Consider the following 24,433-nt stretch of genomic DNA (forward strand, 5'->3'; position numbering starts at 1 on the left):
CGCGCTGCCGAACTATCACTGTTGTCGGGGAAACACCTCACGGATAAAGCTTCCGGGGCGCTTCGGTGACCGGGTGTGAGAACCCGACGATAAGCAAATTCCGTCAGCTTTCATGGCGGCCGCGCGCGGGCAGACTTCGGTCTGGCCGAGTTTTCCTTTGCTTCCTCGGTTTCTCACCCCGCGCACGGCTGCCACCTAAACCCGTGAGAAGGTTGCGGTGGTGGCATTCTCTGATCAAGCAAAGGGTTTGAATCATAAAAAAGGATCGTCCCCGATCCACCCGTAAAACTAACGGCCCGTCCCTTCTACACCATCAACCAGGACACACCCTCGGTTGACGCCCTGATCCACACCCTCCAGCTGATGGCCGGCATCGAAGACTCGCTGGACGAATACATCTGCGCCAATGCCGGCGAGCCCGGCATCAACATGCTGGTCAACGCGGTGCATCACGTACAGATGACCAAGGCCTTGGCCGAGTTGCTGTTGCACCGGCAAACCGGGGATATCACCCGGCACTGACTACACAGCCCCAAGACATGCGCGACCCCTGCAGGAGCGGCCTTGTGTCGCGAAAGGGGTGCGAAGCGCCCCCAGGATCTGCGCATCACCGCAAAATCGCCGGGGCCGCCTTGCGGCCCTTTCGCGACACAAGGCCGCTCCTACAGAGACCGTGATCAGGGCTTCATCAACCTGCGAGCACCGGTTGAACTGGCTGACGGCTCAGATGAACCGCTGCCCCTCGAACGGGTTCCAGCTCTGCTGCCCTTTGGTCTGCTTCAGGTAGTAGGCACGGTTGGTCAGGAAGCTGTACAGAAACGCAAACGCCATGCTGATGCCGTTATCCACCGGGCGCGGGATCTCGCTACCCGTCGCGATCTCGTAGTAGCTCAGGAGAACGCCGATGGCGATCATGATGGTCAGCATGACCAGGTTCTTCTTCCACAGCCCCAGCACGAACCAGTAGATCGGGCCGAAGAAAAAGGCGATGAAGTTGTTGTTGATCAGCAGCTTCTTGCCAAATGGCAAGGCGCGGAAAGCGGCTTTGTAGGGCTCGGAGGTGGGTGCGCCGTACTGATCGAAGAAAGCGAAACGCTCCCGCCATTTTGGCTTGAGGTTATCTGGGGTGGATTGGGTTTGTGGGATGCCTTCCATTGGTGACTCCTGTGATCGTCGTCCGTGAGTGTCGAATAGCCATGATCATGGCCGGTTCGGAGGGTAAATCAGCATGCCTTTGAGGGCAAGCTTGATACCTCCCGCAAAGCGAGAGCCAAGTCACGAAACACTCAAGGCTTCCAGATCGGCGCGATCAGAAATTCGTTGTTCACCAATTGATGTCGGTCAGGCGACCCAGCGGGTGGTCGTAGTGCAGGTGTACGCGGGTGCCGCCGGTGGCGCTGATGTCGGTCAGCGTACCGTCAGGCGTGCGGGTGAAATGCAGGAAGTGGCCGAGAACGTTCTCGATGCGTTGCAGCGGCACTTCGGTGTTGGTGTCTGGCACTTCGCCGAAGTAGAAGAACAGGTTGTCCCGCGTTTGCAGGATGTAGTGGCCGCCCTCGGTGCACACCAGGTACACCTGCTCGTGCGGGTTGCGCTGACCGTATTTGCCCTAAAAATATTTGGCTCCGCCAGCAATTTGGCAGAGCCAGTCTATTTTAACTGTTAAAGATCACGCCATCAAAGTCGTACAACAAAAAATTTACACAGAAAATAACTCTCGGGAAAACTCGACGGCACAGGCATCTAATCCTTAAACTGCACCCCGCGCACCAAGCCATTCTCCAAAACAGACTTGACGCGAGCAGTCACCACAATCGTAGGGCTGTCCTCTTCAGCCCTAACGACATCACTAGAAAGCACCGCCTCATTATCCAAAACTATCTTACTGAACCACCTCGGACCATCTGACATATAGCTAAGTAACGGCTCACTAACAGATTCTTTCAAGTTAAAGGCTGGTGATTTACCTATAACATTGAATATCTTGTAACCAGTATAGGAAGCCTCACCTATCAGTAGATCCGCATCCACAAACTGAACACCAGAAATACTTTCTCTCCTCATTAGTTCGTAGAGCCGCGGCGAAATCAAATTGGGCCCATCACTGAAAAAAAAATCATAGCTAAGGAGCTTGGAAGTACTGACCCTTTTCGACCCCTCGAAACAGACTTTTATATCCTTGCTTACAACCACGCACTCTTTGAAAATCCCAGAATCCTCACCAGACAACATCTTTGTCTTCAGCCAATAACTTTCAGGATAGTCATCTGAAATAGAAAGTATAAAATTTTTAGCCACAAGTCGCTCCCCGAACAGAGTTTTTATTCAGCATCGTTTTACCTGCACGCAGACCTTTTCTCTCATCAACCATGACTCCGTGAATAGCCTTCTGGTAGTCCGCTTTGGTCCAGCCATTTTTCTTGCCGTATTCGTGAATAATATCCAGTTTCTTCTCTACAGCCGAATTATATTGCGCGTGAGAGCCACGATGCACCGTTCGCACCGGATGGTTCTCCTCATACTTAGGCAGATAAATAATATTGGACAGCTTATGAATATTCACCTCGCCCGCCTGCATGGCCGCATGATTAGATAGCTGCTGCGGGATAATATGATGCTTCTGGAAACCATCTATCGCAGGCATCGTATTATAGGTAATCCATCCCAAAGGATCCAGCCAGCTAACAGGGTTCGGCGCATATTGATATAAGTTTATTCCGCCTAACAAGCCTATTGGGTCATGCGATATATATTTACCGACCTCCGAATCATAGTAGCGGAACGTGTTGTAGTGCAGCCCCGTTTCGCTATCAAAGTACTGACCTTGGAAACGCAAATTCTGCTCGATCTCATTGATCGGCAGACCCTCTATTGCCCCCCACGAGCGATACGTCGCCTGCCAGACGATCTTACCGTCACTGTCCGTGACCTCCAGCGGCGTACCAATCTGGTCAGTATGGAAATAATAAAGCTTCTGCTCCTCTCCTTCCGCCTGATCAACCCGCGCCAACGGCGCATAGCTACCCGGCTCATACAGGTACAGGATGCTCTGCCCGGGCGCTTCCTCGCGCAGCATCCTCAGCCCTTGCCAGAGGAAGCGCTTCTGCTCGACCTGCCCATTGATCTCAGCCAGCTTGGCCACCCGCCGCCCCAGGCTGTCATAACGGTAGTGCCCGGCACTCTCCAGCTTGCCATTGCCCCATGTCTCCGCCCGCACCAGCCGGTTTTCACCGTCATAACCGAAGCGCTGCAACCGGTTGCCATATTCCGAGCATTTTTCGATCAGGTTGCCCCACGGGTCGTAACGGTACTCCTGGTCCCGCCAGTGTGTGATGCGGTTGTCCCTGGACTTGGCAAATTGCCGGGCATTGAAATCCAGGCGGTTGCCCGCAGGGTCGTAACGAAACTCTTCGCTGCCAACCAGCGAGCCCGTATCGCGGCTGCGCAACTGGCCGTTCGCTTCGTACTCGTACTTGATCTCGCCACACAGCTTGTCGAGCGTACGCACCAGTTCACCTGCCGGGTCGTACTGATAACGGCGGTGAATCGGGTTGTAGGCATGCTCCACCAGCAGCGAGGTATTAATGCCAGTGTTGTGCACTTGCGACAGCTTGTCGGCCGGCAGCATCGATGCGTATTGCCACGCCTTGCGCCCCATCGCGTCATAACCGAAACAACTGGTGAGCTTGCCCTGGGTCCGGTAAACCTCGCGGTGCAGGTCATCACGCTCCATGTCGCTGATCACCTGACCGTCCAGGTTCAGTTGGTGCAGATGCCCACTGCCGTAGTACAGGTGATTGACCTTACGACCATCCGGCAGGGTCAGCGTAGTCAGGTTGCCGAGCGGATCGTACTCGTAGCCGAGCGTGCCGTCGGGGGTGATTTCTTTGGTCAGCCGCCCCAGCAGATCGTAGGCGTACTCCAGCTTCTCTTCCGTGATCCCTAGCTGCTTGCCGATCCCGGTCGGCTGCCGCTCGATGCTCAGCAACCGGTCTCCGTCGTCGTACGCGAAGGTCTGGCTCGCATCGCGGTTGATCTTGGCGACCAACCGGCCAATGCTGTCACGCTCGAACAGCGTATGCCGCTCCGGCCGCTCGGCATTTTCGCCATAACCAATCTCATCCAGCCGGGTCAGATGGCCGCCGAGGTTGTAGCTGAAACGCCGGGTCAGGTTATCCACCCGCACTTCTTCAGTCAGCCGGTCCGAGGCGTCATAGGCAAAGCGGTACGTGGCGTTGTTCTCGTTCACCAACCCGGTCAGGCGCCAAGCCTTGTCGTACTCGTAACGAACCACACCTCCTTTCGGGTCCCGGCGGTTACTCGGCAAACCACGGGAAGTGCGTAGCAGGCGGGTGATCTGGCCTTTGCCATCGGTGTGGTCGAGCACCTGACCAAGGTCGTTGTAGGTGAAAGTTTCCGCCGTGCCGTCGGGATGGCTGATGCGCAGCACCTCACCGTCGGGCTTGCGCTCCAGCGTGGTGGTCTGGTTCAGCGCATCGGTTACCGCGACGAGGTGCTGGCGTTCGTCGTAGCGGTACCAGGTGTTCTTGCCCGAACAATCCTGGTAACGCTCGACCTGGGCCAAGGTGTTCCACCACAGGTACTTGGACTTGTAGGTCGCGTCGATGATGGTGTGCGGCAGGCCGTCATCGCTGTTCAGGTATTCGGTCATTTGACCCAGGGCATCGAATTCGGCGAGCAGGTTGCCCTTGGCGTCGTAGCGCGCCCGCCAGGTGCTGCCATCCGGGTAACTGACCTGGGTCACCAGCGTGGTCAGGTGGTGATATTCGTAGGTGGTCTTGCGGCCTAGCGGGTCGGTCTCTTCGAGCAGACGGGAGAATTCGTCGTACTTGAATTGCAGGCAGCTACCGTCCGCCAAGGTCAGGTCGACCATGTTGCCATTGTCGTCCAGCTCGGCGGCGTAGCGTTCGCCGCCGTAGTCGCGGCTGGCGATCACCCGGTGGTCGGGGTTGTACTGCACTTCCAGCTCGCGGCCGAGCACGTCGGTGGCCCAGCTGGTACGGGCATCGAGGTCGTAGCGGAAGTGGTAGTGTTCGCCATCGGTGGTCCAGTGCTCGACCACCCGCGGCTGGCCGCCGAGGGTTTCCCAGCGGTAATGGCAGCCCAGGCCCAGCGCATTGCTGTGGGTCACCATCAGGCCTTCGGCGTAGCTGAAACTGCGCACGGTGTGGCCGTTGCGGTTGATCACCGCGCTCAGCTGGCCGTGTTCATCGTAGCGGTACTGGGTGAGCGTTTCGACGGCCTGGTCGTTCACCACGCGCTTGATGTCGGTCAGGCGGCCCAGCGGGTGGTCGTAGTGCAGGTGCACGCGGGTACCGCCGGTGGCGCTGATGTCGGTCAGCGTACCATCGGGCGTGCGGGTGAAATGCAGGAAGTGACCGAGAACGTTCTCGATGCGTTGCAGCGGCACTTCGGTGTTGGTGTCTGGCACTTCGCCGAAGTAGAAGAACAGGTTGTCCAGCGTTTGCAGGATGTAGTGGCCGCCCTCGGTGCAGACCAGGTACACCTGCTCGTGCGGGTTGTAGATCCGTTCGCCCGGTTGCAGGGTCACGAACGGAACTTTGCGGCCTTGGTTGTCGGTGAGGTAAATGAATGAGCCCCGCCGACGCAGACTTTGCTCCCAGGGCAGCACCCAGCCGCGCCCGAGCACGCTGTCGACGGTAAGGTCGCTGGCGTAGAAACGTGACCACTCGATCGGCATCAGCCCGGGCAGGCTGAAGTCGATCTCGTCGGGGATCAGCTTGCGACCGGTGGTGAGGTCGACCGGGTTGCCAACCAGTCCACCCAAAACCCTGCGTGCCACGGGTTCGACCATGTAGCGGGCGGCCACTTCGCCGGCAATGAAGCCGGCCGTGAATTTCAGGGCACAAGGTAGGGCGGCCTTCATACCGGCCTGGGTACCCATCTTGAGCACATTCGCGAGGCCACTGGCTGCGCCAGCAATCGCCATCAGCACATCCACGGTGGTGCGCAGCCACTCCGGGACTTCGTCATCCACGGGCAGGTAGCGGTAAGTGCCACCGCCGATGAAGACGTTGTTCGAACCCCCGGAAATGGTCGCGCCGCAGGTCAGCTTGTCGCCCTTGCGCGCCGCCGCGACGCCATTGATGAAGACATTGGTCGAGCCTTCGGCGATCTGCACCGGGCCAGGATGTTTGTCGCAGGTGCCGATGCTTTTTTCGACGCGGGCGGCCTTGCGGCTGTTGATGAACACGTTGGGTGAGGCAGTCGTTATCGTCCCTGAGGGGGATGAGAACAGACTTCCCAGTGCCTCGCCGGCAGCGGTCAGCAAGCTGCCCCCGAGACCTGCTGCGAGGCCGGCCAGCAAAGCCACGCCTAACCCGCAGGTGAAGGTGGCGATGGCCACCGTGGCCACCAGTGCGATACCCAGGGCAGCGCCCAGCAGAAAGCCGCCCAATGCGCCGGTGTGTGAAATCTCGTCGCCAAACCTGGCCGCTTCGAACATGAGGGGTTACTCCTGTTCGGCCAAGTTGTGCAACGTGAATGAACGACAAGACTGAAGCAGCGAGCGCTCGGTCAGATCCTTGATCATTGTTGCGTCCTTGAGGCTTGAAACCCAAGGACGCTAGGAAAACGCCGTTAGGCCGTCAATGAACAAGGCGTTCAGTGCGCGGACCTGCTTGTAGGAAAGCACTTACCCGCCAGGAGCGACTGCCTTGCCGCATAGGCTTGGGTTACCATACCGCCCTTGCGGAACACCCATCACCCAAGCCAAGCCCCCGCTTGCTCGACTCGACACCAACAGGTCATCCATGCGTCTGTTTCATACCTCCGACTGGCACCTGGGCCAAAGCCTGCACGGCCAGGAACGCGACTTCGAACACGCCTGCTTCCTCGACTGGTTGCTCGGCCAGCTGCGCCTGCGCCAGCCGGATGCGCTGCTGATCGCCGGCGATATCTTCGACACGGTCAACCCGCCGGTCAAAGCCCAGGAACGTCTCTACGACTTCATCGTCCAGGCCCACGAGCAACAGCCGAAGCTGGACATCGTGATGATCGCCGGCAACCACGACTCCGGCTCGCGCATCGAGCTGCCCGCGGCGCTGATGCGCCGCCTGCGCACCCATGCCCTGGGCCGTGTGCACTGGCTGGACGAGGGCCAGCTGGACGCCGAGCGCCTGCTGATTCCGCTGACCAACGGCCGCGGCAAGGTCGCCGCCTGGTGCCTGGCCCTGCCCTTCCTGCGCCCGGCCGAAGTGACCGGTCCGCAACTGGGTGACGACTACCTGCAAGGCATTACCCAGGTGCACCAGCAGCTGATCGCCGCCGCGCAAAAGAAGCGCAAGAAGGACCAGGCGCTGATCGCCATCAGCCACGCGCACATGGCCGGTGGCGCGGTGTCGGAGGACTCCGAACGCAGCCTGATCATCGGCAACGCCGAGGCGCTACCGGCCAAGCTGTTCGACAAGGCCATCAGCTACGTCGCCCTGGGCCACCTGCACAAGCCGCAGAAGGTCAACCGCGAAGAACGCATCCGCTACAGCGGCTCGCCGATCCCGCTGTCGTTCGCCGAAATCAACTACCCGCACCAGGTGCTGGAAGTGGAGCTGGACGGCACTGGCCTGGTGAGCGTCGAACCGCGCCCGGTACCGCGCGCCGTGGCCCTGCAACGGGTCGGCCCGGCACCACTGGGCGAACTGCTGGAGCAGTTGGCCGAGCTGCCAGTGATCGACCTGCTCGAAGACCCCAACCGCCAGCCCTGGCTGGAGGTGCGGGTAATACTGGATGAGCCGCAACCCGACCTGCGCCAGCAGATCGAAACCGCACTGCAAGGCAAGGCCGTGCGCCTGATCCGCATCAGCGCCGAATACGCCGGCCGCAACAATGCCGAAGACGATGACCTGGCCTTTGTCGAACTGGCCCAGATGACCCCGCAGGACCTGTTCAGCCGCGCCTGGGAGCAGGCCTATGGCAACCCCGCCGACGAACAGGCGCTGGCCGACTTCGCCCTGCTGTTGCAGGACGTGCAGCAGGAAGAGGAACAGCCATGAAGATTCTTGCCATCCGCCTGAAGAACCTGGCATCCCTGGCCGGCCCGGTCGATATCGATTTCACCGCCGAACCGCTGGCCAGCGCCGGCCTGTTCGCCATCACCGGGCCTACCGGGGCGGGCAAAAGTACCCTGCTCGACGCCCTGTGCCTGGCGTTGTTCGGCACCGTGCCACGGCTGAACGACATTGGCCGCGAGGCCAAGGTGCCGGATGCAGACGGTGAAATCCCTACCTCCGACCCGCGCAACCTGCTGCGCCGCGGCACCGGCAGCGGCTTTGCCGAAGTCGATTTCGTCGGCATCGATGGTCGCCGCTACCGCGCCCGCTGGGAAGCCAACCGCGCCCGCGACAAGGCCAACGGCAAGCTGCAGCACAGCCGCCAGAGCTTCTACGACCTGGACAGCGAGCAGGTACTGGGCAGCGGTAAGAACGAGTACAAACAACTGGTCGAAGCCCGCCTGGGCCTGAACTTCGAACAGTTCACCCGCGCGGTGATGCTGGCCCAGAGCGAATTCGGCGCCTTCCTCAAGGCCGACGACAAAGAACGCAGCGAGCTGCTGGAAAAGCTCACCAACACCGCCATCTACACCCGCCTGGGCCAGCGGGCCTTCAGCAAGGCACGCGAAGCCGGCGAGGCCCACAATGCCCTGAAGGACCGTGCCAGCCACCTGCTGCCGATGGCCACCGAAGCCCGCGCCGAGCTCGACCAGCGCCTGGAACAGGCGCAGCAGCAATTCAAGGCCGACCAGGCCGGCGAGCGCCAGCTGGAACAGCAACGCAACTGGCTGAACGAGCAGCGCCAGCTGCAGGCCCAGCACGCCGAAGCCGGTACCGCGCTGCAGGCCGCCGAACAGGACTGGCAACAACTGGCTGACCAGCGCCTGGACCTCGTGCGCCTGGAGCGTCTGGCCCCGCAGCGTCACCAGTTCCACCGCCATCAGACACTGACTGCGCAACTGGCACCGCTGGCAGCGAAGATCGCCGAGCAACAGCAGCAGCAAGCGGAGCTGCAAGTGCGCACCGGCGAGCTCGAACAGGCGCTGGACGCCGCGCGCCAGGCGCTTGCCGTCAGCCAGGCCCAACACAGCGAGAACGCCCCTCGCCTGCGCCAGGCCTTTGCCGCCCAGGACAACCTGGCCCGCCTGGACCAGGAGCTGGCAGCACAGCGCAGTGCCAGCCAGCAGGCCGAGCAGCAGGTCGCCGAAGGCCAGCAGCACCTGCAGCAGCTGGAAGACAACCAGCAGCGCAGCCTGCAGCAACTGGCGCAGATCGACACCGCGCTCGCCGACAGCCAGCACCTGGCGGGCCTGGCCAACGCCTGGCACGCCTACCTGCCGCAACTGAAGCAAGTGATGCTGATCGGTGGCCGCCTGGCCAAGGGCCGTGAAGAGCTGCCTGGCCTACAGGCCCAGGCCAGCCAGGCCAATGCGCACTTGCAGGCCGAGCGCGATGCCTTCGAGCTGCTGTTCCGCGAAGCCAAGGCCGAACCCCAGGCCCTGGCAGAACAGATCGACCTGCTGGGTGGCATGCTGCAGGACAACCGCAAGCAGCAGCGCGCCGTGGAAGAACTGTCACGCCTGCATGGCCGTGAACTGGAACTGCGTCAGCAGCTGGAGGCCGTGCGCGTGCGTCAGCAGCAGGCCATGCAGCAGCGCCAGCAGCTGATTACCGAAGGCACCGCCGCCAAGGCCGAGCTGGAGGCCGCCGAGCAAGCGCTCAACCTCACCCGCCAGTTGCTGGAACGCCAGCGCCTGGCACGTAACACCAGCGTCGAAGAGTTGCGCGGCCAGTTGCGCGACGGCGAACCCTGCCCGGTGTGCGGCAGCGCCGAGCACCCGTTCCACCAGCCTGAAGCGCTGCTGCAAAGCCTGGGTCGCCATGACCAGGCCGAGGAAGACGCCGCGCAGAAGCAGGTCGAAACCCTCAACAGCAAGCTGGTGGAGCTGCGCACCCAGCTGGGCGTGGTCAACGCCCAGCTCAAGGATTATCAGCAGCAACAGCAGCAACTGGGCGAACAGCTACAACCGCTGGTGGCCCAGGTGCAGGCGCACAGCCTGTGGCCCGCCCTGGCACCGCAGGACGACAATGCCCGCAGTGCCTGGCTCGACAGCCAGCTGCGACGCCTGGACGAAGAAATCGGCCAGGACGAGAAACGCCAGAGCGCCCTGCTCGCCCTGCAAAAAGATGCAGCCCGTCTCAACCAGCAATTGCAGGCCGCCCAGCAGGCGCAACAGCAGGCCCAGCGCCACCTGGAGCAACAGCACCAGGCCCTGGTCAGCGACGAGCAGCAGTTGCAGCAAGGCCTTGAGGACCTTGCCGGCGTGTTGCCCGAAGAAGCCCTCAAGGCCTTGAACGACGACCCGGCCAATGCCTTCCTCGCCCTGGACCAGCAGATCGCCCTGCGCCTGCAGCAACTGGAGCAGCGCAAGGACGAACAGGAAGAACAGCAAGCCCGCCAGGCCCAGCTGGACAAGCTGCGCGACCAGCAACAGGCACGCGTGCAGACCCAGCAGCAGTTGCAGCAGAAACTTGCCGCCCTCGACGAGCAGCGCCAACAGGCCCAGGCTTCGCTTGGCGAACTGCTTGGCGGGCATGCAAGCGCCGAGGCCTGGCAACAGCATATGGACGCCGCGCTGGAGCAGGCCCGCGCCCTCGATGCCGACACTGCCCAGCGCCTGCAGGACTTGCGTACCCAAGGCGTGCAACTGGCCAGCGAACTCAAGGCCAACACCCAGCAGCAGCAGGCGCTGGACGCCGAGTGCCAGCAGTTGCAGGGCCAGATCGCCCAGTGGCGCGCAGAACACCCGGAACTGGACGACGCCGGCCTGGATCGCCTGCTGGGCATGGAGGACGCGCAGGTAAATGAGCTGCGCCAGCGCCTGCAAGGCGCCGAAAAGGCCATCGAACAGGGCCGCGTGCTGCTGCAAGAACGTGAACAACGCCTGCAGCAACATGCCGCGCAAATGACTGTGGACACCTCGGCCGACGCCCTGGAACAGGCCCTGACCGAACTGCGCGAACGCCTGGCCGGCCATGAGCAGCAATGCGCCGAACTGCGTGCACAGCAGGCCGATGACCAGCGTCGCCAACAGGCGCACCAGGCGCTGGCGGCGGAAATCGAACAGGCCCACCAGCAGTGGCAACGCTGGGCTCGCCTGAACGCCCTGATCGGCTCGGCCTCGGGCGATGTGTTCCGCAAGATCGCCCAGGGCTACAACCTCGACCTGCTGCTGCACCACGCCAACGCCCAGCTGCGCCAGCTGGCCCGCCGTTACCGCCTCAAGCGCGGCGGCAGCGCCCTCGGCCTGCTGGTGCTGGACACCGAGATGGGTGACGAACTGCGTTCGGTGCACTCGCTGTCTGGCGGGGAAACCTTCCTGGTGTCGCTGGCCCTGGCCCTGGGCCTGGCCTCGATGGCCTCCAGCACGCTGCGCATCGAATCGCTGTTCATCGACGAAGGCTTCGGCAGCCTCGACCCCGAGTCGCTGCAACTGGCCATGGACGCCCTCGACGGCTTGCAGGCCCAGGGCCGCAAGGTGGCGGTGATTTCCCACGTGCAGGAAATGCACGAACGCATCCCGGTGCAGATCCAGGTGCGCCGCCAAGGCAATGGCCTGAGTGACGTGGAGGTGTGCGGGTGATCCTCTACTCGTTCCGCCGCTGCCCCTGGGCCATGCGCGCGCGCCTGGCCCTGCGCTATGCGGGGTGCGAGGTGGAGATTCGCGAGGTAGCGATGAAGAACAAGCCGGCAGAACTGCTGGCCCTGTCACCCAAGGGCACGGTGCCGGTACTGGATACCGGCGCCGGCGTGCTCGAAGAAAGCCTGGACATCATGCGCTGGGCGCTGGCGCAAAACGACCCGCAGGACTGGCGGCTGCAGGCCGACCCTGCGGCGGCGCAGCAGGCTGAAACACTGATTGCGCGCAACGACAGCACGTTCAAGGCGCAGGTGAACCTGTACAAGTATGCCGAGCGCTACCCCGAGCATACCCGCGAGCATTACCGCCAGCAGGCCGAGGCCTGGCTGGCGGAGCTCGAAGGCCTGCTGGCGGGCAGGCCCTACTTGCTGGCCACGCACCCGAGCATTGCCGATGCCGCGTTGCTGCCCCTGATGCGCCAGTTTGCCGGGGTCGAACCGCAGTGGTTCGCCGAGGCGGCTTATCCGCGGGTGCGGAGCTGGCTGGAGGGGTGGTTGGCTTCGGAGCTGTTCAGGTCAGTCATGGCCAAATGAACGCTGTTTCCTGTACTGGCCCTATCGCCGGCAAGCCAGCTCCCACAGGTACGGCGCTGGACCTGAGGCCTGCTCAACCCCTGTGGGAGCTGGCTTGCCGGCGATAGGGCCAGTACAGGATTCAGTGGTTGTGTTTGCCACTCAATGCCGCATGGAAGTTGGCACTCTGGCGCAGGTACTGTTCGGTGTAGCTATGGGTAGCAGACGCCTTGCCGCTGCTGTCGGCATGGGCATGCGCCGGCAATACGACCGAAGCGGAAATGGCGGATGCGGCAATGACCGGGAAGAGATTGAAGTTCATCTGGGCTGACCTCGACGGCGGTGGTTTGACGTTGGCCCGTTTGGGCCTTGGGTCAAACTTACGCCGCCGAAGCCGCAGGCAAAAATTCATTGCGGCAGTATCGATTATCACGCCGATCGATATCACTCGATGAACTTCAGGTCCGACGGTGCCTCCTGCTTCAGCTTCTGCACCGTCTCCAACAACTTGCCGCTGCGCGGATCGCGGCGTATCACCACGATCTGGTTGCTCTTCTGGTTGGCCACCAGCAGGAAGTTGTCACTCGGATCGAGGGCGAACTCGCGGGGATGATCCCCCTCCACCGAACGGCGCTGCAGGAACGTCAGTTGGCCATCCTGCTTGCCCACGCTGAACGCCACGATCTCGTTGGCCGTGCCGCGGTTGCTCACATACAGAAAGCGCCCGTCTGCCGACAGGTGCAAGCCACCTGCCGCTTTCGCCGCAGCTTCCTTGCTCTCGGTCAGGGGCAGGCGCTGGCGTTCGACCAGGTTGCCCTCCTGCACGTCGAACATCACCACTTCGGCACTCATTTCCAGGGTCAGGTAGGCGTGACGACCCTTGGCGTCGAACAACAGGTGGCGCGGCCCGCTGCCCGGCGGCAGGTCCACCGACGCGGGGATCGCTGGCGTCAACGGGTGGTCTGCGCTGGCACCGTCGTAGCGGTAGATGAACACCTTGTCGGCCCCCAGGTCGCTGGCATACAGGTGGCGGCCGTCCGGTGACAGCACCAGCGAATGCACATGGGCGCCAGCCTGGCGCTCGGGGTTGACCCCGCTCGCCTTGTGCCGGGCCTGTTGCACCACCGGCTTGAGCTTGCCGTCCTTGGCCACCGGGACTACCACCAGGCTGCCGCCGGGATCGGGCTTGACCGCGTAGTTGGCCACGAACAGATAACGCTGGTCCTGGCTGAGGCTGGCGTGGGTCGGTTCGTCACCTTGGCTGGTCACCTGGTTGAGTGCCTTGATCTCGCCTTTTGCACTGACGACGAAACTGCTGACATTGCCGTTCGGGGTTTCGTTGACCGCGAACAGTTGGCGTTGATCGGCCGACAGCACCAGCCATGAAGGGCTGACACTCTCCACCACCTGCTGCGGCGACGGGTCGATATGACCGGTCTTTTCGTCGAACCCGTAGCGGTAGATGCCCTCGCTGGCGCCATCGGTGTAACTGCCCACCAGCAAGGTGGCGGCGTGGGCATGGATGGTCAGGCTCATCAGGCTAGCGGTCAGCAGGCTCGTCCAGATCCGATTCATCTTCGTCATCATCCGGGGCGCGAAAGGCACTCATACAGACTAGTCGATGCGCGCCGTCGGCATCGTCGAGTTGCCACTCGTCACCCACGGCGATGGCAGCTGTGATCTGCTCGGGGGTGAAGGACCAGCGGCGGAGCTGGCGGCCGTCCATGCATTCGATGGTGAGGCCGGATTCATCGGAGGTGAAGTCGAAGGCGTGCAGGCCGTCGATCAGGAGCATGTCGCAGGACTGCAGGGCGGTGGCGAGGGGGGACATGGGGGTACCAATCTGAAATGAGTCGGCATTATAGCCCTGGGGCTGCTTTGCAGCCCATCGCGACACAAGGCCGCTCCTACAGGGATCGCATCAGCCTGCCGATACGCGTTCCCCTGCAGGAGCGGCTCCCTGCGGTCAATGAGCGAAAATGGAGCCCCCCTCCTTGCCCACCATCTTCTCAGGCTTGATCAGGAACCTTGCCAGCGCCGGCAGCAGCCACAGCGCACCGAACATGTTCCACAGCAGCATGAAGGTCAGCATCAACCCCATGTCCGCCTGGAACTTGATCGCCGAGAAGATCCAGGTGCACACGCCGATGGCCAGGCACAAGCCGGTGAACAGCACTGCCTTGCCGGTCGAGCGCAGGGTCTCGTAATACGCCTCCTGCAACGGCAACCCGGCGCGCAGGAAGCTCTCCAGCCGGCTGTAGATGTAGATGCCATAGTCCACGCCAATGCCCACACCCAGCGCCACCACCGGCAAGGTCGCCACCTTGACCCCGATGCCCATGTAGGCCATCAGCGCGTTGCCCAGCACCGAAGTCAGCACCAGCGGCAGGACGATGCACAGGGTGGCGGCGAACGAGCGGAAGGTAATCAGGCACATCACCGCCACGCAGATGTACACCAGGATCAGGATGGTCAGCTCGGCCGACTTGATCACCTCGTTGGTCGCCGCTTCGATCCCGGCGTTGCCCGCCGCCAGCAGGAACTGCAGGCCTTCCTTGTTGTGGCTGTCGGCAAACGCCTTGGCCACGGCGGTGACCCGCTCCAGGGTTTCGGCCTTGTGGTCGTTGAGGAACACCAGCACCGGTGCCAGCGAGCAGTCGCCGTTGTACAGGCCATCGGCGCGGGCGATGGAGTTGTTGAGGATGTCCGGGTTGCGCGACAGGGTTTCCCATTTCAGGCTGCCCTCGTTCATGCCCTTGATCACCTGCTTGGACACGGTCACGAGGGAAATTGCCGACTGCACGCCCGGGGTGTTCTGCATGGTCCACATCAGCTCGTCGATCGGCGCCATGGTCGAGTGGATCGAGCAGCTTTCCGGCGGGGTCTTGACCATGATCACCAGCACGTCGGAACTGGTCGAGTAGTTACTGATGATGAAGTTGTTGTCCTGGTTGTAGCGCGAATCGGGGCGCAGCTCCGGTGCGCCCTGGTCGAGGTCGCCGATCTTCAGGTTCTGGCTGTACCACAGGCCACCGGCGAAGGCGACCAGCGCCAGGGCCACCGATACAGGCGCCACCTTGGCACTGGCGAAGTTCGACAACAGGCGCCAGAACGGGTGCTCGCGGGTGGCGTCCTGCTTGCTGCGCTCGACGGCCTTCTTGCTGATGCCGACGTAGGAGATGGCTACCGGCAGCAGGATGAGGTTGGTGAACACGATCACCGCCACACCGATGGAAGCACCGATGGCCAGTTCACGAATCACGCCGATGTCGATGATCAGCAAGGTGATGAAGCCCACGGCGTCGGCGAGAATGGCGATCATCCCAGGCAGGAACAGCTGGCGGAAGGTGCGCCGGGCAGCGGTCAGGGCGTTGTCGGCATCACTCGACTGCAGGGCGATACCGTTGATCTTCTGCACCCCGTGGGAAATGCCGATGGCGAAGATCAGGAACGGCACCAGCATCGAGTACGGGTCCAGGCCAAAGCCCACCGCATGCATCAGGCCCAGCTGCCAGACCACTGCCACCAGGGTGGTGATGAGCACGGCGATGGTGCTGCGGATGCACCAGGTGAACCAGTACAGCAGCACCCAGGTGATGGCCAGGGCGACGCCGAAGAACATCGCCACCATCACCAGGCCGTCGATCAGGTCGCCGACCTTCTTGGCGAAGCCGACGATGTGCACCTTCACGTTGGGGTTCTGCGCCTGGAACTTGTCACGGATCTTTTCTTCAAGCTGGTGCGAGAACTGCTGGTAGTCCAGCTTCACCTGCTTGCCCGGGTCCTGCGGGTCGGGGTAGCTCTCCAGCAGTGGCACATCGACGATGCTGGACCTGAAGTTGTTGCCCACCAGTCGCCCCACCTGGCCCGACTTGAGCACGTTGTCGCGCAGGGTGTCGAGGCTGTCCTGCGAGCCGTTGTAGGTGTTGGGAATCACCTCGCCACCCGAGAAGCCTTCCTCGGTGACCTCGCTCCAGCGCACGCTGGGGCTCCACAGCGACTTCAACCCGGCACGGTCGACGCCCGGGATGTAGAACACCTCGTCATGGATCTGCCGCAGGGTCTCCATGTAGTCCTTGTCGAAGATGTCGCCATTCACCGCTTCCACCGAGATGCGCACGGTGTTGCCGAGGTTGGCCAGGTCGTTGCGGTGCTCCATCATCTGCTCGATGAACGGATGCTGCAGCGGGATCATCTTCTCGAAGCTGGTGGACGGGCGAATCTGCGTGGCCTGCCAGAACAGGAAGATACTGACCAGCACGCACAGGGCGATGACCACGGGACGATTGTTGAAGATCAGGCGTTCGAGCAACGTGGCCTTGTCCTGGTGATGCGGGTGCATAGTGATGCTCTCCCTGCTGGTCATGGACGCACCTCCTGGTCAGCACCCTGCGGGTCAGCCAGGTGCACGCCACCCTGCCCTACCAGCAGCAGGCCGCCATCGGCCAGGCCGCTGACGCCGGCCAGGGCAATGCGGTCGGCGCGGTTGTAGACACTGAAGGTCTGGCCGTCATCGGTACTGCGCAGCACGCTGCCGCCATTGCCGACCAGCACCAGGCTACCGTCCTCGACAAGCGTAGCGCCTGCCAGGCCGAATTCGAGGGTGCCACGTGCGGCCTTGAGCTCGATCGGTTGCCAGCTGTCACCGAAATCGGTGGAGCGGAACAGGTTGCCGCGCAGGCCGTAGGCCAGCAATGTGCGCGGCTGTGCAGTGCCGATCACGCCGAACAGCGATCCCTCGTAGGGGCCTTGAACCTTGGCCCAGGTCTGGCCGTTGTCGGCTGAGCGGAACATGCCGCCCTGCTCGCCGACAATGAACAGGCCCGCGTCACGCACCTGGGCGATACCGTTCAGGTGCAGCTGGTCGGGGTTGTCCAGGCGCTCGGCCACGTCCTGCCAGTGCTGGCCGCCGTCGGTGGTTTCCAGCAAGGCGCCGTAGGCACCTACGGCAAAGCCGTGCCGGGCGTCGAGGAAGGCGACATCGAGCAAGGGTGCTTCGCGGGGCAGGTCTTCGAACTGCTTGCTCCAGGTGGCACCACCATCGCTGCTGGCGAGCACCAGCGCATCGTGGCCGACGGCCCAGCCGCGCTTGTCGTCGAGGAAGAACACCGCGGTCAGCAGTTGCCGGGTGGGCACCCGCGCCTGGGTCCAGGTTCTGCCCTGGTCGTCGGAGAACAGGATATGACCGCGATCGCCCACCACCACCAGGCGCTTGCCGGCATGGGTGGCGTCGATCAGCAGGCTTTGGCTGGCCTTGGCCGATTCGGTGGAATATTCGTCGGCGGCAGCGGCTTGCACGTTGTCAGCCCACACGCCGAGCCCCAGCGCCAGTACCGCGCTGGCTGCCAATGGCCAGGCAAAGCGCCTGTTCTGTTCCCTCATGACTGTCCCCCTGTTGTGTTCTTGTCTGGTGGGTCAATGCACTGCAGGTACTGCGAAAAGCCTGATCTAGAGGCCCGCAATAGCTTGAGGGGATCGTAGCGGGGATATTTGCGGGAACACAACGGGCGGGGTGTTATGTTTTGTTGTCGGCTGTAAAAAGCCGGGGGCCGCTGTGCGGCCCATCGCCGGCAAGCCAGCTCCCACAGGGACAGCACATGCCTTGACGGCAGTAGAGTACCTGTGGGAGCTGGCTTGCCGGCGATGGGCTGCAAAGCAGCCCCCTTCGCCCTTAAGCCAGGCTCTTGCTCACCACTTCATACACATCACTGGACAACTCACCAGAAGCCAGAATCCGCTCCAGCTCGCCCTTCATCAGGGCCTGACGCGCAGCGTCATACTTGCGCCAGCGGGTCAGTGGTGCCAGTTGCCGCGAAGCGATCTGCGGGTTCAGCGCATTCAGCTCGATCACCAGATCCGCCAGGAAGCGGTAGCCCGAGCCATCCGCCGCATGGAAGTTGACCAGGTTCTGCCCGGCAAAGGCGCCGATCAACGCACGTACCTTGTTCGGGTTCTTCAGGGTGAACGCCGGGTGCTGCATCAGCGCCTTGACCCGCGCCAGCCCGCCCGGCAGCGTACTGGCCGCCTGCACGCTGAACCACTGGTCCATGACCAGCGGGTTGTCCTTGAAGTGCTCGGCAAAGGCTTCCAGCGCCTTGGCCCGCTCGGCCTCGAACGGCGAGTTGACCAGCACGGCCAGGGCGGTAAGGCGTTCGGTCATGTTGTCACAGTGCTCGAACTGCTCCAAAGTCGCCTGCAGCACCTGCGGCTTGCCGCTCTGCATCAGGTACGACAGCGCGATGTTCTGCAGGCTGCGGCGAGCGAAATGCTCGGCCGAGGCCACGTAGGCGGTGCTGCGCGACACTTCGCGGTTGGCCTGGTAGCGCGCCCACAGGGCGTCGAACAGCTTCTCGGCGATCTGCTGGCGGGCGAACTCGCGGGCGGCGTGGATGGCGTCCACATCGGCCACCTGGCTGATTTCGGTGAGGTAGGCCTCACCCGGCAGCGAGAGCATTTCGGCAACCATGGCCGGGTCCAGCGACTCGTTGCCGAGCACGGTGCCCAGGGCGGTGATCATGCGCTGGTCGAGCTTCAGTGCTTCGCCGCGCTGATGCTGGCCGATCAGCTCCTGCAGCACCTGCACCGACAACTGCTGCCCCGCCTCCCAGCGGTTGAAGCCGTCGCTGTCGTGCTGCATCAGGAACATCAGCTGGTCACGGTCGTAGGGGAAGCTCAGCTTGACCGGTGCGCTGAAACCACGCAGCAGCGACGGCAGCGGCTTGGCCTGGATACCCTGGAAGGTGAAGGTCTGCTCGGCCTCGGTCACCGACAGCACGCGGCTGGTGCCCTGCACCGTATCTTCGCCGGCGAGTTGCAGCGGCAGGTCGTTGCCTGCAGCATCCAGCAGGCCAAGCTCCACCGGGATCACGAACGGCAGCTTTTCGGCCTTGTCCGGGGTCTGCGGGCAGCTTTGGCGGAAGGTCAGGCTGTAGGTTTGCGCGGCCGCGTCATAGGCCTCGCTGACTTCCAGGCGCGGGGTGCCGGCCTGGTTGTACCAGCGCTTGAACTGGGTGAAGTCGACGCCGTTGGCGTCTTCCATGGCCTTGATGAAATCGTCGGTGGTCACCGCCTGGCCATCGTGGCGTTCGAAGTACAGGTCGCTGCCCTTGCGGAAGCCGTCGGCGCCCAGCAGGGTACGAACCATGCGCACCACTTCGGCGCCCTTCTCGTACACGGTCAGGGTGTAGAAGTTGGAGATCTCGATGAAGCTGTCCGGGCGCACAGGGTGGGCCATGGGGCCAGCGTCTTCGGCGAACTGGTGAGTACGCAGGTAGGCCACGTCTTCGATGCGCTTGACCGTGCGCGAGTTCATGTCGGCGCTGAACTCGGCATCGCGGAACACCGTGAAGCCTTCCTTCAGCGACAGCTGGAACCAGTCACGGCAGGTGACGCGGTTGCCCGACCAGTTGTGGAAATACTCGTGGGCAACCACGCCTTCGACGCGCTGGTGGGCGGCATCGGTGGCGGTTTCGGCACGGGCCAGCACACAGCTGGAGTTGAAGATGTTCAGGCCCTTGTTTTCCATGGCGCCCATGTTGAAGTCGTTGACCGCGACGATCATGAAGATGTCCAGGTCGTACTCGCGGCCATAGACTTCTTCGTCCCAGCGCATGGACTTCTTCAGGCTGACCATGGCGTGGTCGCACTTGTCGATGTTCTCGGGCTCGACATAGATGCGCAGGGTCACGTCACGGCCGGACTGGCGGGTGAAGCTGTCCTCGACGCACCACAGGTCACCGGCCACCAGGGCGAACAGGTAGGCCGGCTTCATGAACGGGTCTTCCCAGGTCGCCCAGTGGCGACCATCGTCTGCCGGCCCGCTGCCGATCGGGTTGCCGTTCGACAGCAATACCGGGTAGCGATGCTGCTCGGCGATCACCGTGGTGGTGAAGGTGCTCATCACATCCGGACGATCGAGGTAGTAGGTGATCTTGCGGAAGCCTTCGGCCTCGCACTGGGTGCAGAACATCTTGCCCGACTTGTACAAGCCTTCCAGCGCGGTGTTGCTCTCGGGGTGGATCTTCACGCTGGTGTCGAGGGTGAAGCGCTCGGCCTTGGGCTGCACGGTCAGGCTGTCGGCGTCGAGCTGGTAGTCGCCCGGCTGGAGTTCCTGGTCATCCAGCGAGGCGCGCAGCAGCTCAAGCTGCTGGCCATCGAGTACCAGTGGCGGCAGGCCGGCACCGCGTGCCGGGTTGCGGCGCATGACCAGTTGCGCGTGAACCAGGGTATGGTCCTCGAACAGCTCGAAGGTCAGGTGCGTCTCGTCGATCAGGTACTCGGGCGCCTGGTAATCCTTGAGGTAGATCACTTGCGGTTGTTCGGTACGCATGTGCAGGTCCTTTTTACTGGAGTACGGCCAACTGGTAGGCCGTGTACTTGCGAATATTGATCACACCGGTGTCGAAGATCAGGTACTGGCCCTTGATGCCCAGCAGCGTGCCTTCCACTACCGGGTCCTTGTCGAGGTTGAAGCTGACGATCTTCGATGGGTAGGCCTCGACCGGGTACTTCATCTGCACCACTTCGGCATCGGCCAGCGGCTGAACCGCCTGCAGGCCGAAACGCCCCTGCAGCTCGCGCAAGCCATCGGCACAGGCGTCGAAGACCTGTTCACGAATGGCCACCAGGTCGAGCTCCTCGGCATCGCCCTTGAGCAGGGCGCGCCAGTTGGTGCGATCCGGCACCTGGCTGCGCAGCAAGTCTTCGACCAGGCCGGACTGCTGGCGGGTGGCCACGCGCACGATCGGCAGGGCCTGGCTGGCGCCCTGGTCGAGCCAGCGGGTGGGCAGCTGGGTGGCGCGGGTGATACCGACCTTGATCCCCGACGAGTTGGCCAGGTAGACCACATGGTCGGTCATGCAGAACTGTTCGCCCCACGACGGTTCGCGGCAGGTGCCGGCGTCGTAGTGGCACTTTTCCGGGGCCATGATGCACACGTCGCACTGGGCCAGTTTGGTCATGCACGGGTAGCAGTAACCCTGGCTGAAGCTGGTCTTGGTGCGCTTGCCACAATGGCTGCAGTGAATGGCGCCAAGGTACTCAAGGCGCAGGCGCTGGCCGATCAGCGGGTTGACCGGCACCTGCGTGTCATCCAGGCGAAAGCTGTACTGCACCACTGGCGCCTGCAGGCTTACCGCCATCTTGCTCAACGAGCCACGAGCGAGTTCGATCAATGTACCGAGTCCGACTTGAACAGAATGTTGGCGATCGGCGCGGACTTCGAGGCGCATTCCTGCGGGCCCATGTAGCCGGTACGCTGGTCTTCGGGCAGGTTTTTCATCTCCCAGGCGATTACCGCCTGCAGCGACAGCTCTTTCTGCTCGGCAGTGAGCTTGCGGCCATCCGACCATTTGCCGATTTCCACGGCCAGTTTCAGGCTCTCGTAGATTTCCGGGGTGATGTTTTCGATCATTTGCGCGAAAGTGGACATAGTGTCTCCTGATTCAAGCCGACAGTTTACGCCGGGCAAGCGCCCCACCCAAGAGCCCGGTCAGGCATCCGATGAGCAGCCCGCCGACGTGGGCGGCGTTGGCGATCTGGCCAAGGCCCAGGGTGTCGATCACGCCGCTCAGGCACACCACCAGCCAGATCAGCATCATCACCAGCACGCCCTTGGGCAGGTTGAAGTAACGGTCGGGTGCCAGCCACTGGTACAGCCAGATGTGCCCGAGCAGGCCGTACAGCACGCCGGACAGGCCGCCGAACAGGCTCGGCCCGCTGCTGTAATGCTGGGCCAGGTTGGACACCAGGCTGAACAGCAGGGTCAGGCCCAGCAGCGCCCACGGGCCCTGGCGCAGTTCGATGCGTTTGCCCAGCTCCCAGTACCACAGGCTGTTCATGGCCAGGTGCAGCACGCCGAAATGCAGCAGCATGGGCGATACCAGGCGCCACCACTGGCCTTGGTCCAGGCTTTGCGCCAGCGGGTTGAAGTACAGGTAGTCGCCCTGGACGCGGAAATCGAGGAAGGTGAACCAGCTGATGGTGGTGAAATTGTCGCCAAGGCCGGTGAGGCCGGCGACGATGAAGCACAGCAGCAGGGTGATAGTGGTGACTTTGCAGGCTTTGGCCTGTTCTGCCAGGGGGGGCCCTTTCGCGGGCTCGCCCGCTCCCACAGGATCGGTGGTGGCCGGCAGGTCGGCGTTGCCGTCGGGGTAGCGCTGGTAGAGTTCGCGGACGTCCGCTGCCAGGGTGTCGGGGGCCCACAGCACCTGGGCATCGCCCTCCTCGCTGACCCGGTGCGGCACCTGCAGGCGCTGCAGCAGGTGAACGAAGCCGCTGAGGTCGACCGACAGCGGCAGGCGCATCACTTCGATAATGTTCATTGGTTGGCCTGTGGGCGGTCGACGTCGACCCAGACGAACTTGTGCGGGTCGATGCGGGTTTCATCATCCAGCCGGTAGGCTGCCAGCTTGCCGTAGAGCACGGCGCTGTAGTCCAGGCAGGCCAGGTTGGCGCGGATCGGCGCCGGGCGGCCGCTGCGCCAGTAATGGCCGACGAACAGCATGGGCTCGTCTTCGGCATAGCGCAGCAAGGCGTTCTTCTGGCTGTGACTGAGCGGGGTGCTGGCCACTTCCGCGGGCAGGGCGTCTGGCTGGAACACGATGTCGCCGTAGGTTTGCGGGTCTTCTTCCCAGAACTTGGTACGGAAGAAGGCACGGGTCAGGCCGTCGCCACCGGTGAGGGTCAGGCCGTCCGGCAGGCGCATGTCGGTACCGCGCAGCAGGCGGTTGCACACGGTGGCGGCAAAGCTGCCGTTCACCGCCGAGGCCTGGATGAAATGCTCGTCGATACGCCCGTCGGGGTACTGCTGGCGCAGCGGCTCGATCAGCCGCGGGTCCCAGCAGGCATGCACCAGGCGGAAACGCCCGGCGTCGACGAACAGCGGCAATTCGTAGAACCAGTTGACGAAGTCGTGCCAGTCTGCGGGGTGGTTGGCGAACTGGGTCAGGGTTTCGTCGATCAGCCGGGCGTGGCGTGGCGTATGCTCGCGCACAAAGGCCTTGCCGCTGCCAGGCAGTGCCGGGGTGACCCAGCCCAGGGCGTTGTACTCGTGGTTGCCCATGATGCAGAACGCCTGGCCGGCCTCGACCATGTCGTGGACGATGTGCAGCGCCTCGCGGATGCGTGGCCCGCGGTCGACGATGTCGCCAAGGAACAGCGCCTGGCGCCGCGGGTGGCGCCACACGCCTGCCACACGCTTGTAACCGAGGGCGTCGAGCAGGCGTTCAAGGGTCAGCGCACAACCGTGCACGTCACCGATGATGTCGAAACTACGCGCCGGATCGAGCATCAGTCGTCCCTGCTTCCCAGCCGGCTGCCCCAGCCGAGCTTGGTGCGGCAGACCTCGTAGTAATTGTGGTCCAGCGGGTGGATCAGGCGCAGCTTCTGCGGTTTCTTGCTCACCGTGATGGTGTCGCCAGGGGCACAGGTGAAGTGGTTCTGGCCGTCACAGGATACCTGCGGGTAGATCTGCAGGTCCTTGGACACCACGATCTTCAGTTCGCTGTTGCCGTCGACCACGATCGGCCGGCCTGACAGGGTGTGCGGGTACATCGGCACGATGACGATGGCATCGAGCTTGGGGTGCATGATCGGGCCGCCGGCCGACAGCGCGTAGGCGGTGGAGCCGGTGGGGGTGGCGACGATCAGGCCGTCGGCCTTCTGGCTGCAGACGAACTGGCCATCGATGTAGATCTCGAACTCGATCATGCGCGTGGACTTGCCCGGGTGCAGCACCACATCGTTCAGCGCATCACCCTGGCCGATGGCTTCGTTGTGGCGGCGTACCTCGGCCTGCAGCAGGAAGCGGTTTTCCACCAGGTAGTGGCCGTCGAGCACTTCGGCGACCTTCTCTTCCAGCTCGTCGGGGCGGATGTCGGTGAGGAAGCCCAGGTTGCCACGGTTGATGCCCAGCACCGGAATGTTGTGCCGGGCCAGGGCGCGGGCGGCGCCCAGCAGGCTGCCGTCGCCGCCGACCACGATGACCAGGTCACAGACCTCACCCAGCAGCTTGCGGGTGGAGGTTTGCAGGCCATGGCCAGGCAACACTTCGGCGATGGTGTCCTCGAGGATCACGTGCAGGTGGCGCTCGATAAGAAATTTTTTCAGTCGGCGAATGGTGTCGAGCACCTGGGAGCTGCCAAGGCGGCCAATGATACCGATATTGCGAAATTGCTCCATGGGGCTCCTG

18 protein-coding genes and 1 pseudogene are annotated in these 24,433 nt (G+C 62.8%); 4 read left to right on the forward strand and 15 right to left on the reverse strand.

Going from position 1 to position 24,433, the window contains the following annotated elements; translation table 11 throughout:
- The first annotated feature begins 363 nt into the window (after positions 1 to 363).
- Positions 364 to 522 carry a hypothetical protein gene (locus IMX18_RS16600; protein ID WP_015269457.1) on the forward strand — a complete coding sequence of 53 codons (159 nt, stop codon included), beginning with the start codon at positions 364 to 366 and terminating at the stop codon, positions 520 to 522.
- A 201-nt stretch (positions 523 to 723) separates the two neighbouring features.
- Here IMX18_RS16600 and IMX18_RS16605 read toward each other — a convergent pair whose 3' ends face one another.
- The 4 genes and pseudogenes from IMX18_RS16605 to IMX18_RS16620 form a co-directional block, all read right to left on the reverse strand.
- Complete coding sequence (locus tag IMX18_RS16605) at positions 724 to 1,155, reverse strand: DUF2628 domain-containing protein (protein WP_191471875.1); 432 nt, start codon at positions 1,153 to 1,155, stop codon at positions 724 to 726.
- Between the two features lie 178 nt (positions 1,156 to 1,333).
- Positions 1,334 to 1,600, reverse strand: a pseudogene (locus IMX18_RS16610) (hypothetical protein); the annotation flags it as partial.
- 143 nt (positions 1,601 to 1,743) lie between these two features.
- Positions 1,744 to 2,298, reverse strand: a complete 555-nt coding sequence (locus IMX18_RS16615; protein WP_225903902.1) for a hypothetical protein — start codon at positions 2,296 to 2,298, stop codon at positions 1,744 to 1,746.
- A complete protein-coding gene (locus IMX18_RS16620; RefSeq protein WP_217190285.1) occupies positions 2,291 to 6,487 on the reverse strand; it encodes an RHS repeat-associated core domain-containing protein in 4,197 nt (1,398 codons plus the stop codon). The genes IMX18_RS16615 and IMX18_RS16620 overlap by 8 nt, the downstream gene beginning before the upstream one ends.
- A 307-nt stretch (positions 6,488 to 6,794) precedes the next feature.
- On the opposite strand from IMX18_RS16620, the gene IMX18_RS16625 reads away from it, so the two are divergent.
- From IMX18_RS16625 to IMX18_RS16635, 3 genes are read left to right on the forward strand one after another with little or no spacing between them, the layout of a single operon-like run.
- The gene (locus IMX18_RS16625) at positions 6,795 to 8,033 is read left to right on the forward strand and encodes an exonuclease SbcCD subunit D C-terminal domain-containing protein (protein ID WP_013971635.1); all 1,239 of its coding nucleotides are present in this window, start codon (positions 6,795 to 6,797) and stop codon (positions 8,031 to 8,033) included.
- Positions 8,030 to 11,674 carry an AAA family ATPase gene (locus IMX18_RS16630; protein WP_217190287.1) on the forward strand — a complete coding sequence of 1,215 codons (3,645 nt, stop codon included), beginning with the start codon at positions 8,030 to 8,032 and terminating at the stop codon, positions 11,672 to 11,674. Before IMX18_RS16625 ends, IMX18_RS16630 begins: the two co-directional genes overlap by 4 nt.
- Entirely contained in the window at positions 11,671 to 12,264 is a 594-nt protein-coding gene (locus tag IMX18_RS16635) for a glutathione S-transferase (protein WP_047932973.1), read from the forward strand. Before IMX18_RS16630 ends, IMX18_RS16635 begins: the two co-directional genes overlap by 4 nt.
- A 121-nt stretch (positions 12,265 to 12,385) precedes the next feature.
- Here IMX18_RS16635 and IMX18_RS16640 read toward each other — a convergent pair whose 3' ends face one another.
- From IMX18_RS16640 to IMX18_RS16690, 11 genes are all read right to left on the reverse strand, one after another.
- A complete protein-coding gene (locus IMX18_RS16640; protein WP_012271225.1) occupies positions 12,386 to 12,565 on the reverse strand; it encodes a hypothetical protein in 180 nt (59 codons plus the stop codon).
- A 122-nt stretch (positions 12,566 to 12,687) separates the two neighbouring features.
- Positions 12,688 to 13,818 carry a lactonase family protein gene (locus IMX18_RS16645; protein WP_224765876.1) on the reverse strand — a complete coding sequence of 377 codons (1,131 nt, stop codon included), beginning with the start codon at positions 13,816 to 13,818 and terminating at the stop codon, positions 12,688 to 12,690.
- Positions 13,784 to 14,074 carry a DUF5629 family protein gene (locus tag IMX18_RS16650; protein WP_015269450.1) on the reverse strand — a complete coding sequence of 97 codons (291 nt, stop codon included), beginning with the start codon at positions 14,072 to 14,074 and terminating at the stop codon, positions 13,784 to 13,786. Before IMX18_RS16650 ends, IMX18_RS16645 begins: the two co-directional genes overlap by 35 nt.
- 135 nt (positions 14,075 to 14,209) lie before the next feature.
- Entirely contained in the window at positions 14,210 to 16,585 is a 2,376-nt protein-coding gene (locus IMX18_RS16655; RefSeq protein WP_217190338.1) for an efflux RND transporter permease subunit, read from the reverse strand.
- 20 nt (positions 16,586 to 16,605) lie between these two features.
- Positions 16,606 to 17,625: a WD40/YVTN/BNR-like repeat-containing protein gene (locus IMX18_RS16660; RefSeq protein WP_015269449.1), complete on the reverse strand. Its 1,020-nt coding sequence runs from the start codon at positions 17,623 to 17,625 to the stop codon at positions 16,606 to 16,608.
- Between the two features lie 289 nt (positions 17,626 to 17,914).
- A complete protein-coding gene (gene pepN / locus IMX18_RS16665) occupies positions 17,915 to 20,572 on the reverse strand; it encodes an aminopeptidase N (protein WP_217190288.1) in 2,658 nt (885 codons plus the stop codon).
- 13 nt (positions 20,573 to 20,585) lie between these two features.
- Complete coding sequence (locus IMX18_RS16670) at positions 20,586 to 21,416, reverse strand: DUF2797 domain-containing protein (protein ID WP_015269447.1); 831 nt, start codon at positions 21,414 to 21,416, stop codon at positions 20,586 to 20,588.
- On the reverse strand, positions 21,413 to 21,673 hold the full coding sequence (locus IMX18_RS16675) for a YeaC family protein (protein ID WP_003260154.1): 261 nt from the start codon (positions 21,671 to 21,673) through the stop codon (positions 21,413 to 21,415). Before IMX18_RS16675 ends, IMX18_RS16670 begins: the two co-directional genes overlap by 4 nt.
- Positions 21,674 to 21,686: 13 nt before the next feature.
- Entirely contained in the window at positions 21,687 to 22,565 is an 879-nt protein-coding gene (locus IMX18_RS16680) for a rhomboid family intramembrane serine protease (protein WP_137138025.1), read from the reverse strand.
- The gene (locus IMX18_RS16685) at positions 22,562 to 23,533 is read right to left on the reverse strand and encodes a metallophosphoesterase (RefSeq protein ID WP_217190289.1); all 972 of its coding nucleotides are present in this window, start codon (positions 23,531 to 23,533) and stop codon (positions 22,562 to 22,564) included. The genes IMX18_RS16680 and IMX18_RS16685 overlap by 4 nt, the downstream gene beginning before the upstream one ends.
- Positions 23,533 to 24,423, reverse strand: coding sequence for an NAD(+) kinase (locus IMX18_RS16690; RefSeq protein WP_013971624.1), 891 nt, complete (start codon positions 24,421 to 24,423; stop codon positions 23,533 to 23,535). The genes IMX18_RS16685 and IMX18_RS16690 overlap by 1 nt, the downstream gene beginning before the upstream one ends.
- Between the last annotated feature and the right edge of the window lie 10 nt (positions 24,424 to 24,433).

Origin of the sequence: Pseudomonas shirazica, assembly GCF_015168335.1 — a bacterium.
In the GTDB taxonomy this organism is placed as follows: Bacteria; Pseudomonadota; Gammaproteobacteria; order Pseudomonadales; family Pseudomonadaceae; genus Aquipseudomonas; species Aquipseudomonas asiatica.

What these genes read in the sequence shown, in the direction of transcription:
- IMX18_RS16650 (WP_015269450.1), bottom strand. Translation starts at nt 14,074, where the DNA reads ATGTCCCCCCTCGCCACCGCCCTGCAGTCCTGCGACATGCTCCTGATC.
- IMX18_RS16675 (WP_003260154.1), bottom strand. Translation starts at nt 21,673, where the DNA reads ATGTCCACTTTCGCGCAAATGATCGAAAACATCACCCCGGAAATCTAC.
- IMX18_RS16625 (WP_013971635.1), top strand. Translation starts at nt 6,795, where the DNA reads ATGCGTCTGTTTCATACCTCCGACTGGCACCTGGGCCAAAGCCTGCAC.
- IMX18_RS16645 (WP_224765876.1), bottom strand. Translation starts at nt 13,818, where the DNA reads ATGAATCGGATCTGGACGAGCCTGCTGACCGCTAGCCTGATGAGCCTG.
- IMX18_RS16620 (WP_217190285.1), bottom strand. Translation starts at nt 6,487, where the DNA reads ATGTTCGAAGCGGCCAGGTTTGGCGACGAGATTTCACACACCGGCGCA.
- IMX18_RS16640 (WP_012271225.1), bottom strand. Translation starts at nt 12,565, where the DNA reads ATGAACTTCAATCTCTTCCCGGTCATTGCCGCATCCGCCATTTCCGCT.
- IMX18_RS16660 (WP_015269449.1), bottom strand. Translation starts at nt 17,625, where the DNA reads ATGAGGGAACAGAACAGGCGCTTTGCCTGGCCATTGGCAGCCAGCGCG.
- pepN (WP_217190288.1), bottom strand. Translation starts at nt 20,572, where the DNA reads ATGCGTACCGAACAACCGCAAGTGATCTACCTCAAGGATTACCAGGCG.
- IMX18_RS16605 (WP_191471875.1), bottom strand. Translation starts at nt 1,155, where the DNA reads ATGGAAGGCATCCCACAAACCCAATCCACCCCAGATAACCTCAAGCCA.
- IMX18_RS16655 (WP_217190338.1), bottom strand. Translation starts at nt 16,585, where the DNA reads ATGCACCCGCATCACCAGGACAAGGCCACGTTGCTCGAACGCCTGATC.
- IMX18_RS16685 (WP_217190289.1), bottom strand. Translation starts at nt 23,533, where the DNA reads ATGCTCGATCCGGCGCGTAGTTTCGACATCATCGGTGACGTGCACGGT.
- IMX18_RS16630 (WP_217190287.1), top strand. Translation starts at nt 8,030, where the DNA reads ATGAAGATTCTTGCCATCCGCCTGAAGAACCTGGCATCCCTGGCCGGC.
- IMX18_RS16680 (WP_137138025.1), bottom strand. Translation starts at nt 22,565, where the DNA reads ATGAACATTATCGAAGTGATGCGCCTGCCGCTGTCGGTCGACCTCAGC.
- IMX18_RS16690 (WP_013971624.1), bottom strand. Translation starts at nt 24,423, where the DNA reads ATGGAGCAATTTCGCAATATCGGTATCATTGGCCGCCTTGGCAGCTCC.
- IMX18_RS16600 (WP_015269457.1), top strand. Translation starts at nt 364, where the DNA reads ATGGCCGGCATCGAAGACTCGCTGGACGAATACATCTGCGCCAATGCC.